Genomic DNA, 11898 nt, shown 5'->3' on the forward strand with positions numbered 1-11898 from the left:
GAACAAATGGATGATGAAACAAAGATTTCTTCTTTTATAAAGAAGGATCGCTAGCATTAAAAATGAGCTTATCGCTCTTTCTATAAACTAACTTCTGTTGGTCTTTAATGGAGAGTTTGATCCTGGCTCAGGACGAACGCTGGCGGCGTGCCTAATACATGCAAGTCGAGCGGGGTTGTTTAGAAGCTTGCTTCTAAACAACCTAGCGGCGGACGGGTGAGTAACACGTAGGCAACCTGCCCACAAGACAGGGATAACTACCGGAAACGGTAGCTAATACCCGATACATCCTTTTCCTGCATGGGCGAAGGAGGAAAGACGGAGCAATCTGTCACTTGTGGATGGGCCTGCGGCGCATTAGCTAGTTGGTGGGGTAAGGGCCTACCAAGGCGACGATGCGTAGCCGACCTGAGAGGGTGATCGGCCACACTGGGACTGAGACACGGCCCAGACTCCTACGGGAGGCAGCAGTAGGGAATCTTCCGCAATGGGCGAAAGCCTGACGGAGCAACGCCGCGTGAGTGATGAAGGTTTTCGGATCGTAAAGCTCTGTTGCCAGGGAAGAACGTCTTGTAGAGTAACTGCTACAAGAGTGACGGTACCTGAGAAGAAAGCCCCGGCTAACTACGTGCCAGCAGCCGCGGTAATACGTAGGGGGCAAGCGTTGTCCGGAATTATTGGGCGTAAAGCGCGCGCAGGCGGCTCTTTAAGTCTGGTGTTTAATCCCGAGGCTCAACTTCGGGTCGCACTGGAAACTGGGGAGCTTGAGTGCAGAAGAGGAGAGTGGAATTCCACGTGTAGCGGTGAAATGCGTAGAGATGTGGAGGAACACCAGTGGCGAAGGCGACTCTCTGGGCTGTAACTGACGCTGAGGCGCGAAAGCGTGGGGAGCAAACAGGATTAGATACCCTGGTAGTCCACGCCGTAAACGATGAATGCTAGGTGTTAGGGGTTTCGATACCCTTGGTGCCGAAGTTAACACATTAAGCATTCCGCCTGGGGAGTACGGTCGCAAGACTGAAACTCAAAGGAATTGACGGGGACCCGCACAAGCAGTGGAGTATGTGGTTTAATTCGAAGCAACGCGAAGAACCTTACCAGGTCTTGACATCCCTCTGACCGCTGTAGAGATATGGCTTTCCTTCGGGACAGAGGAGACAGGTGGTGCATGGTTGTCGTCAGCTCGTGTCGTGAGATGTTGGGTTAAGTCCCGCAACGAGCGCAACCCTTATGCTTAGTTGCCAGCAGGTCAAGCTGGGCACTCTAAGCAGACTGCCGGTGACAAACCGGAGGAAGGTGGGGATGACGTCAAATCATCATGCCCCTTATGACCTGGGCTACACACGTACTACAATGGCCGGTACAACGGGAAGCGAAATCGCGAGGTGGAGCCAATCCTAGAAAAGCCGGTCTCAGTTCGGATTGTAGGCTGCAACTCGCCTACATGAAGTCGGAATTGCTAGTAATCGCGGATCAGCATGCCGCGGTGAATACGTTCCCGGGTCTTGTACACACCGCCCGTCACACCACGAGAGTTTACAACACCCGAAGTCGGTGGGGTAACCCGCAAGGGAGCCAGCCGCCGAAGGTGGGGTAGATGATTGGGGTGAAGTCGTAACAAGGTAGCCGTATCGGAAGGTGCGGCTGGATCACCTCCTTTCTATGGAGAATCGTTTCCTGCGATGGAAACATTCAAATATGAAGTGTAAGCTTCAAAATTCATCATTCCATTTGTTCAGTTTTGATGGAACTTGTGAGGGGCCATAGCTCAGCTGGGAGAGCGCCTGCCTTGCACGCAGGAGGTCAGCGGTTCGATCCCGCTTGGCTCCACCAATTACAATTTCATCATAAACTGTATGAGAATCGTTAACTCCTTGGAGATTGATTGATAATCAAACAGCCTTGCACCTTGAAAACTGGATACCGAAACGAAATTGCGTTTTAGAATATTCCTTTAAGCTGATCTTGTGTAAACAAGTGAAATAAAGGTAGCAGGTAAGGAAAGATCTTTTGCCTCTGGCAAAAATCATTCTTTATCGAACATCGACATGTTCTTTCTTGGAAAGAAAAGTCTAGGTTAAGCTACAAAGAGCACACGGAGGATGCCTAGGCGCCAGGAGCCGACGAAGGACGTGGCGAACAACGATAAGGCCTCGGGGAGCTGTAAGCAAGCTTTGATCCGGGGATGTCCGAATGGGGAAACCCGGCTGTCTTCATCGACAGTCACTACTCACTGAATTCATAGGTGAGTGAGAGGCAGACCAGGGGAACTGAAACATCTAAGTACCCTGAGGAAGAGAAAACAATAGTGATTCCGTCAGTAGCGGCGAGCGAACGCGGATTAGCCCAAACCAAGGAGCTTGCTCCTTGGGGTTGTGGGACGTCTCACATGGAGTTACAAAGGAACCGGTTAGATGAAGAGGTCTGGAAAGGCCCGCCAGAGAAGGTAAAAGCCCTGTAATTCAAAACTTGTTCTCTCCGAGACGGATCCCGAGTAGTGCGGGGCACGTGAAACCCCGTATGAATCCGGCAGGACCATCTGCCAAGGCTAAATACTCCCTGGCGACCGATAGTGAAGCAGTACCGTGAGGGAAAGGTGAAAAGCACCCCGGAAGGGGAGTGAAATAGATCCTGAAACCGTGTGCTTACAAGAAGTCAGAGCCCTATTTATGGGTGATGGCGTGCCTTTTGTAGAATGAACCGGCGAGTTACGTTCCCGTGCAAGGTTAAAGTGAAGAGCTGAAGCCGCAGCGAAAGCGAGTCTGAATAGGGCGAATGAGTACGTGGACGTAGACCCGAAACCGGGTGATCTACCCCTGTCCAGGGTGAAGGTGCGGTAACACGCACTGGAGGCCCGAACCCACGCATGTTGAAAAATGCGGGGATGAGGTGGGGGTAGCGGAGAAATTCCAATCGAACCCGGAGATAGCTGGTTCTCCCCGAAATAGCTTTAGGGCTAGCCTCGGAAAGAAGAATCGTGGAGGTAGAGCACTGATTGGGTGCGGGGCCCGCAAGGGTTACCAAGCTCAGTCAAACTCCGAATGCCATAGATTTAGTTCCGGGAGTCAGACAGTGAGTGCTAAGATCCATTGTCGAAAGGGAAACAGCCCAGACCATCAGCTAAGGTCCCCAAGTGTGTGTTAAGTGGGAAAGGATGTGGAGTTGCACAGACAACCAGGATGTTGGCTTAGAAGCAGCCACCATTGAAAGAGTGCGTAATAGCTCACTGGTCGAGTGACTCTGCGCCGAAAATGTAACGGGGCTAAACACACCACCGAAGCTATGGCTTGATGCTTGCATCAGGGGTAGGGGAGCGTTGAATGCGGGTTGAAGGTGTACCGTAAGGAGCGCTGGACTGCATTCAAGTGAGAATGCCGGTATGAGTAACGAAAAGATCTGTGAGAATCAGATCCGCCGAAAGCCTAAGGGTTCCTGAGGAAGGTTCGTCCGCTCAGGGTAAGTCGGGACCTAAGGCGAGGCCGATAGGCGTAGTCGAAGGACAACAGGTCGAAATTCCTGTACCACCGTAATCCGCTATGAGCGATGGGGTGACGCAGTAGGGTAGTGACGCGGACGGATGGATGTCCGTCTAAGCAGTGAGGCTGGTGTGTAGGCAAATCCGCACATCGTTAAGGCTGGGCTGTGATGGGGAGCGAAAATTATAGTAGCGAAGGTCATGATCTCAGACTGCCAAGAAAAGCCTCTAGCCAGGAGAAGGTGCCCGTACCGCAAACCGACACAGGTAGGCGAGAAGAGAATTCTAAGGCGCGCGGAAGAACTCTCGTTAAGGAACTCGGCAAAATGACCCCGTAACTTCGGGAGAAGGGGTGCCTCGGTAGGGTGAATAGCCCGAGGGGGCCGCAGTGAAAAGGCCCAAGCGACTGTTTAGCAAAAACACAGGTCTGTGCGAAGCCGCAAGGCGAAGTATACGGGCTGACGCCTGCCCGGTGCTGGAAGGTTAAGGGGAGTGGTAAGCTCGCAAGAGCGAAGCTATGAACCGAAGCCCCAGTAAACGGCGGCCGTAACTATAACGGTCCTAAGGTAGCGAAATTCCTTGTCAGGTAAATTCTGACCCGCACGAATGGCGTAACGACTTGGGCGCTGTCTCAACGAGAGATCCGGTGAAATTTTAATACCTGTGAAGATGCAGGTTACCCGCGACAAGACGGAAAGACCCCATGGAGCTTTACTGCAGCTTGATATTGAATTTGGGTACGATCTGTACAGGATAGGTGGGAGCCGTCGAACTTTGAGCGCCAGCTTGAAGGGAGGCATCCTTGGGATACCACCCTGATCGTATCTAGGTTCTAACTTGGTACCGTAAACCGGTGCGAGGACAGTGTCAGGTGGGCAGTTTGACTGGGGCGGTCGCCTCCTAAAGAGTAACGGAGGCGCCCCAAGGTTCCCTCAGAATGGTTGGAAATCATTCGAAGAGTGCAAAGGCAGAAGGGAGCTTGACTGCGAGACCTACAAGTCGAGCAGGGACGAAAGTCGGGCTTAGTGATCCGGTGGTACCGCATGGAAGGGCCATCGCTCAACGGATAAAAGCTACCCTGGGGATAACAGGCTTATCTCCCCCAAGAGTCCACATCGACGGGGAGGTTTGGCACCTCGATGTCGGCTCATCGCATCCTGGGGCTGAAGTAGGTCCCAAGGGTTGGGCTGTTCGCCCATTAAAGCGGTACGCGAGCTGGGTTCAGAACGTCGTGAGACAGTTCGGTCCCTATCTGTCGTGGGCGTAGGAAATTTGAGAGGAGCTGTCCTTAGTACGAGAGGACCGGGATGGACGTACCGCTGGTGTACCAGTTGTTCCGCCAGGAGCACCGCTGGGTAGCTATGTACGGAAGGGATAAGCGCTGAAAGCATCTAAGCGTGAAGCCCCCCTCAAGATGAGATTTCCCAATTAGTAAGACCCCTTGAAGACGACGAGGTAGATAGGTTGGGGGTGGAAGTGCAGTAATGCATGGAGCTGACCAATACTAATCGGTCGAGGGCTTATCCTAAGATAAAACGCAAATAAGTTTCGGATCCAGTTTTCAGGGTGTAACCTTGAACGTATGTACAAGTGACATACAACAAGCGCATGGCTATTTGTTCACACGATATGTGATGAAGCTAATAACCTTACGGAAGAATTTGCATAGCAAATTCATGTTTGGTGGCGATAGCGGAGGGGTTCCACACGTACCCATCCCGAACACGACCGTTAAGCCCTCCAGCGCCGATGGTACTTGGACCGCAGGGTCCTGGGAGAGTAGGACGTCGCCAAGCAAAAGTGAAAAGGATGATAATCTCAATGAGATTATCATCCTTTTTTTATGCATTTTTAGATGGCCACCTGCTTCTAAGGTTGACAGAGAGAATGGGGTTTGCCACACTCTAAGTGTGTAATCTTTTTTATGGATGTCCAAGTATACGAGCGAGGTGATGAAGATATGGAGATCAGACAATTACAGCGTGAGGAATTTGAAGCGGCTATTGAATTATCTCAATATGCTTTTCAGTTTACAATGTCCCTAGAGGATCTGGAAAAGGCCAAGAAGAAATTCAAACCAGAACAAACATGGGGAATATTCGACGGACATGACTTAAATGCTAAACTGACTTTGTTACCGCTTCAGGTATACATAAATGGTCAGGTTTTTGATATGGGGGGCATTGCTGGTGTGGCGACGTGGCCAGAAAAGCGTCGCGGAGGCATGGTATCACGTTTATTGACGCATGCACTTGAAGAGATGAAGTCTGCGGGACAAAGTCTTTCTTTTTTGCATCCATTCTCCTTTGCCTTCTACCGTAAATTTGGATGGGAAACGTATACAGAGTACAAAAAATACGTCATTCCCATTGATAAATTCCCTGCAAAACTTAAAACAGAAGGTACAGTCAAACGCGATATCAAGGATATTTCAGAACTGGACCAAGTGTATCAAGCGTATGCATCTCGTTATAATGGCACGCTGGTACGAGATAAGGAATGGTGGCAAGAGCGGATTTTAAGTGAGAACTATCGAACTGCGGTATATTACTCAGAAACAGGCGATCCGCAAGGATATGCACTATACAAAATTGAAGATAAACAGTTGAATTGTGATGAGTTGGTATATGAAAATGAGACGGCTCGTCGGGCTTTATGGACTTATTTTGCAAATCATGACTCAATGATAACCCAAGGTAAATTTATTTACGTTCCAGCAGATGACAATTTGCCATTTTTACTTGATGATCCTCGAATTCAACAGGAAACTGTGCCTTATTTTATGGGGCGTATTGTGGATGCAGCTGCTTTTGTAGAAAGATTCCCTTTTGAGCAGATTGGAGAGGAAACAAGTTTAACCTTAAATCTGACTGATCGGTATGCTCCATGGAATGAAGGAGTATGGAGATTAACGATTACGACGAAAGGGCAAGGGTGTCTGGAGAGAGTGAACAAAAGCATTTCATCTAAAAATGCCATAGTAGTTGACTTGAAACTTGGGATTCAGTCACTGACGACTCTGATGCTTGGCTACCAGCAGGTTGATGATCTGTGTAAATGGGGGCGTATTGAAGGTAGCAGTGAGTATGTGTCTGCCCTTAAACGCGTAATACCAGTAAATCAAACGTTTTTATTGGATTTTTTCTGATAAAGGCCTATTTAGATCTTTTAAGCTCATCTTTCAGAGAATATAACTTGTGTGGTTATCATTATTTTCAACTCTTTCTGTAATGGGAAGAGTTTTTTTATGGTATTGTATAAAACATAATTAGATTGCGAAAAATGGTATTGACCCCTTGGCAAAAATGAATAATGTGCTATAATGTGAATATAGTCAAAGAAAGTCAAAGTCAATCAAACCTAGTGTGATTCTGTAGAAGTATTATGCTGATGGATTGGCCGTATGAAGTAATTTCGATAGTAAAGAAGCAAACGAGAATTGAAATGATTTGCGTATAGTTAGGAGCTGACTCTTATGAACATAAGAGAAGTGTATGATTAATCGCAAATAAAGGCCACACTAGAGACAAGACGGTACATTTCAATGGATGTAGAACAGGCAATAGCCTCAATACAGCTTAGATTCGTGACTTTACCGTTTGGTTAAGTTCAATATACGGCGGACTCTGTGGAGCGTGAAATGTACTTGAATACTTGCGTTTCCGTTAGTGGAGGATGATGAAATGCGCAATGTTTCCGATATTATTGAACAATATTTGAAGAGTATATTGCTGGAAAGTCCCCAAGGTTTGGTGGAGATTCAGCGCAATGATCTGGCTGACCGCTTTTCCTGCGTTCCGTCGCAAATTAATTATGTAATTAGCACCCGGTTTACGCTGGAAAAAGGCTATGTGGTGGAAAGTAAACGCGGTGGTGGGGGCTACATTCGTATTCAGCGAATTCAGCTACCCGCACAGCATGCCATCCATACACATCTTCATCAGAGCATCGGGGAGGAAATTAGCCAATCAGCAGCAGAAGGACTGATTTATCAGTTAGAGGAAGCCCATTTTTTAAGCAAAAGGGAAGCTAATCTAATGAAGGCTGCTTTATCGAGAGATACATTATTACTGAAGCTTCCCTATCGTGATCAACTGCGAGCAAGATTGCTTAAGGCTATGCTGATCTCGTTGCTGGCGACCAAATAGTGTGTGAATAGAGACTAATGTTTGGATGTAGGGTGGGTATTAAATCCTGACATTGAAGGAGGTGCTTTTATGCTGTGCCAAGAATGTAATATGCGGCCGGCAACTTTGCATTTCACCAAAATTGTGAATGGCGAAAAGACAGAGTTTCATATTTGTGAGACGTGTGCGAAGGAAAAAGGGGAGATGATCCCTGGAACACCTAACGGCTTTTCAATTCATAGCTTGCTGTCGGGGATGTTGGATTTTGACTCCAGTACAAAGAGCCAGTCTCCAGGCCACAGTGGTCCGCAGAACCTGCAATGCAAGGATTGTGGCATGACCTATGCACAGTTTAGTAAGCTGGGACGTTTCGGATGCCCGTCGTGCTATCAATATTTTGATAATCGTCTGGACCCTCTGTTCAAGCGTGTGCATGGCAGTACGAATCATGTTGGTAAAGTTCCGGTTCGCACTGGTGGCCGACTGAAGGTTAAACGGCAAATTGACGATTTGAAAAAAGAGATGCAACAGCACATTGTACAGGAAGAGTTTGAATCAGCTGCTGAGCTTAGGGATCAAATCAGAGAGCTTGAAAAAGAAATGACTGAAGAGTAAAGTTTGTGAAGAGTAGGAGGGATGCGTAATGCCCAATATTCGGTTTACGGAGAAGCCGCTAAGTGACTGGATGCGTGGTGATGCTGCGGATTCGGAGATTGTCATTAGCAGCCGGGTAAGAATTGCGCGTAACTTGCAGCATCTGCCTTTTCCCATGCTTGCTACCAATCAGCAGTCGGCAGAAGCACTTCAGCGCTTGACGGATATCCTTCAGTATGATGATTTAGGCGGTTTTGGTACTTTTCATACGTTGAAAATATCCGAGTTGGATGAGATCGACAAGCAGGTGCTGGTTGAGAAGCATTTGATTAGTCCTAATTTGGCGAACGAATCTCGTAACGGTGCTGTCTTAATTAGCGATGATGAATCGGTTAGTGTTATGATAAACGAAGAGGATCATCTGCGTATCCAGTGCTTATATCCGGGATGTCAGGTTAGAGAAGCTTGGGAACGCGCTATGGTTATTGATGATGCATTTGAAGCGCATGTTGATTATGCATTTGATGATCGGAGAGGTTTTCTAACCAGTTGTCCAACGAATGTCGGCACAGGTATGAGAGCTTCGGTGATGATGCATTTGCCCGCATTAGTCATGACTCATCAAATCAATCGTATATTGTCTGCTGTTTCACAGGTAGGTCTTACAGTTCGCGGCATTTACGGTGAAGGCAGCGAAGCGGTCGGAAATTTGTTTCAGGTGTCTAATCAGATTACACTGGGACAAACCGAAGCGGAGATTATTGAGAATCTACATGGCGTGGTGCTACAAATTATTGAGCACGAGCGTTCTGCCAGAGAAAGGCTAATGAATGAATCTATGCTGCGAATTACAGATCGGGTGATGCGTTCATTCGGTATTTTGTCGTATGCAGCAGTATTGGATTCCAAGGAGGCTGCACAGCGGCTGTCTGATGTACGTCTTGGCGTAGATTTGGGAATTTTGGAGCGTCCTTCCACCGCAGCGATGAATGAGCTGAATGTGATGACACAACCCGGGTTCCTGCAAAAAAGCTTTGGGGATAAAATGAATACCGAAGAGCGCGATATGTACCGGGCGAAGCTGATCCGGCAAAAATTAGGCACAACCCTTTAATATATAAAATGATCTGAAATACACACTGTGGAGGTGCAGGATATATGATGTTTGGAAGATTTACGGAACGTGCACAGAAAGTGCTTGCTTTGGCTCAGGAAGAAGCAGTTCGATTGGGACACAACAACATTGGTACAGAGCACATTTTGCTAGGCCTCATTCGTGAAGGTGAAGGAATAGCAGCGAAAGCCTTAATCGGTTTGGGCCTGGGACTGGAAAAAATCCAGGATGAAGTGGAAACGTTGATTGGACGCGGTCAAGAGCAACCGACGAACATTGCCTATACTCCACGTGCCAAAAAAGTCATCGAACTGTCTATGGATGAAGCCCGCAAACTGGGCCATACCTATGTAGGTACAGAACATATTTTGCTGGGTCTTATTCGTGAAGGCGAAGGCGTAGCAGCACGGGTACTGAATAACCTGGGCATCAGTCTGAACAAAGCGCGTCAGCAAGTGCTTCAATTGCTCGGCAGCAGCGAGGCTGTTTCCAGCCATCACGGTGCTCCAGCTAATGTCAGCACGCCAACCCTGGACAGTCTGGCACGCGATCTGACGGCATCTGCGAAGGAAAACAACCTGGACCCTGTTATTGGGCGTAGCAAGGAAATTGAACGCGTAATTCAGGTGCTCAGCCGCCGTACAAAGAACAATCCGGTTCTGATTGGTGAGCCTGGGGTAGGTAAAACGGCGATTGCCGAAGGATTGGCTCAAAAAATCATAGCGAATGAGATTCCCGAAACGTTGCGCGACAAGCGCGTAATGACACTGGATATGGGCTCTGTGGTAGCAGGCACCAAGTATCGTGGCGAATTCGAGGATCGTTTGAAAAAGATTATGGACGAGATTCGTCAAGCGGGTAATATCGTGTTGTTCATTGACGAGCTGCATACGCTGATTGGTGCTGGTGGAGCGGAAGGCGCAATTGATGCGTCCAACATCCTGAAACCTGCTCTGGCACGTGGCGAGCTGCAATGCATCGGTGCGACCACGCTGGATGAATACCGCAAATATATTGAGAAAGATGCTGCTTTGGAGCGTCGCTTTCAACCCATTACAGTGGATCAACCTTCTCCAGAAGAGGCGATTCAAATTCTGTATGGTCTGCGTGACCGTTACGAAGCGCATCACCGTGTAAAGATCACAGATGAAGCTATTGAAGCGGCCGTAAAATTGTCAGATCGTTATATCACCGACCGCTTCCTTCCAGATAAGGCTATTGATCTTATTGATGAAGCGGGCTCCAAAGTAAGGCTGAATTCTTACACTGTACCGCCAAACCTGAAACAGCTGGAAAACCGTCTGGAAGATATCCGGAAGGAAAAGGATTCAGCGGTACAAAGTCAGGAGTTTGAAAAAGCGGCAGCCCTGCGCGATACAGAGCAAAAAATCCGCGAAGAGCTAGACGTGACGAAAAACCAATGGAAAGAACAACAGGGGCGTACAGATTCTGAAGTTACCCCAGAGGATATCGCTCAAGTCGTTGCAATCTGGACAGGTGTTCCAGTCAGCAAGCTGAAAGAGGAAGAAACACACCGCTTGTTGAATATGGAAGAGTTGCTGCATGAGCGGGTAATTGGACAGGACGAAGCAGTTAAGGCAGTAAGCCGGGCGATTCGCCGGGCACGTGCCGGACTGAAAGATCCGAAGCGTCCAATTGGGTCCTTTATTTTCCTCGGTCCAACTGGGGTTGGCAAAACAGAGTTGGCACGCGCCTTGGCTGAATCCATGTTTGGAGATGAAAATGCGGTTATCCGTATTGATATGTCTGAATATATGGAGAAACACTCAACGTCTCGTCTGGTAGGAGCGCCTCCAGGGTACGTTGGATATGAGGAAGGCGGTCAACTGACCGAGAAGGTACGTCGTAAGCCTTACTCTGTTGTATTGCTGGATGAAATTGAAAAAGCACACCCAGAAGTATTCAATATTCTTCTGCAAGTACTGGAAGATGGTCGTCTGACAGATTCCAAAGGTCGTGTCGTTGATTTCCGTAATACACTCATCATCCTAACATCAAATGTTGGTGCACAGGCGATTAAACGTAACTCCACGCTTGGTTTTACAGCTGTAGTGGACGCTGGAGCGGATTACGATAATATGAAGGGCAAAGTGATGGATGAATTGAAGAAAAGTTTCCGTCCTGAGTTCTTGAACCGGATTGATGAAATTATCGTTTTCCATTCTCTCGAAGAAAAACATATTGCTGAAATTGTGTCACTCATGTCTGAGGAGCTGCGTAAGCGCCTGAATGAGTATGAAGTGGACTTCGAGTTGACAGACAATGCTAAAAAATTCCTTGCCAAGGAAGGCTTTGATCCAGCGTATGGTGCGCGTCCATTGCGTCGTGCAATCCAGAAGCATATTGAAGATCGCCTGTCCGAGGAACTATTGACTGGCAACATCACTAAAGGTGACTCTCTTTTCATTGATGAGGAGAACGGTGCATTGACTGTAACGAAAAAGGATAATGTATCTGCCAAGTCCTAAGGCAGTTTACTAAATAAATAGTAGAAAAGGGTGTCTCGCAGGCTGGAAAGCTATTGCGAAGACACCCTTTTTGTGTATAAAACACGGTGAAAAGGTTGG

Annotated in this window: 5 protein-coding genes, 1 tRNA gene and 3 rRNA genes; all 9 read left to right on the top strand. The window is 48.0% G+C overall.

What is annotated here, in order from left to right; translation table 11 throughout:
- Positions 1-104 precede the first annotated feature (104 nt).
- A 16S ribosomal RNA gene (locus ACEN8J_RS00005) occupies positions 105-1660 on the top strand.
- A 97-nt stretch (positions 1661-1757) separates the two neighbouring features.
- Positions 1758-1833 (top strand) — tRNA-Ala (locus ACEN8J_RS00010).
- A gap of 242 nt (positions 1834-2075) precedes the next feature.
- Positions 2076-5003: ribosomal RNA gene (locus tag ACEN8J_RS00015) — 23S ribosomal RNA — on the top strand.
- Between the two features lie 151 nt (positions 5004-5154).
- A 5S ribosomal RNA gene (gene rrf / locus ACEN8J_RS00020) occupies positions 5155-5271 on the top strand.
- Together the 16S, 23S and 5S rRNA genes with 1 tRNA gene alongside form the textbook arrangement of a ribosomal RNA operon.
- Positions 5272-5435: 164 nt before the next feature.
- On the top strand, positions 5436-6623 hold the full coding sequence (locus ACEN8J_RS00025; protein ID WP_029514507.1) for a GNAT family N-acetyltransferase: 1188 nt from the start codon (positions 5436-5438) through the stop codon (positions 6621-6623).
- A 535-nt stretch (positions 6624-7158) separates the two neighbouring features.
- Positions 7159-7623 carry a CtsR family transcriptional regulator gene (locus ACEN8J_RS00030; protein WP_013312188.1) on the top strand — a complete coding sequence of 155 codons (465 nt, stop codon included), beginning with the start codon at positions 7159-7161 and terminating at the stop codon, positions 7621-7623.
- A 69-nt stretch (positions 7624-7692) separates the two neighbouring features.
- Positions 7693-8217: a protein-arginine kinase activator protein McsA gene (mcsA, locus tag ACEN8J_RS00035; protein ID WP_029514506.1), complete on the top strand. Its 525-nt coding sequence runs from the start codon at positions 7693-7695 to the stop codon at positions 8215-8217.
- Between the two features lie 28 nt (positions 8218-8245).
- Complete coding sequence (gene mcsB / locus ACEN8J_RS00040) at positions 8246-9310, top strand: protein-arginine kinase McsB (RefSeq protein ID WP_029514505.1); 1065 nt, start codon at positions 8246-8248, stop codon at positions 9308-9310.
- 44 nt (positions 9311-9354) lie between these two features.
- Positions 9355-11799 carry an ATP-dependent protease ATP-binding subunit ClpC gene (gene clpC / locus ACEN8J_RS00045; RefSeq protein WP_023990572.1) on the top strand — a complete coding sequence of 815 codons (2445 nt, stop codon included), beginning with the start codon at positions 9355-9357 and terminating at the stop codon, positions 11797-11799.
- Positions 11800-11898 lie beyond the last annotated feature (99 nt).

The organism is Paenibacillus sp. Paensp38 (genome assembly GCF_059491915.1).

Coding starts and splice junctions, on each gene's coding strand:
- ACEN8J_RS00025 (WP_029514507.1), top strand. CDS start 5,436: ATGGAGATCAGACAATTACAGCGTGAGGAATTTGAAGCGGCTATTGAA.
- ACEN8J_RS00030 (WP_013312188.1), top strand. CDS start 7,159: ATGCGCAATGTTTCCGATATTATTGAACAATATTTGAAGAGTATATTG.
- mcsA (WP_029514506.1), top strand. CDS start 7,693: ATGCTGTGCCAAGAATGTAATATGCGGCCGGCAACTTTGCATTTCACC.
- mcsB (WP_029514505.1), top strand. CDS start 8,246: ATGCCCAATATTCGGTTTACGGAGAAGCCGCTAAGTGACTGGATGCGT.
- clpC (WP_023990572.1), top strand. CDS start 9,355: ATGATGTTTGGAAGATTTACGGAACGTGCACAGAAAGTGCTTGCTTTG.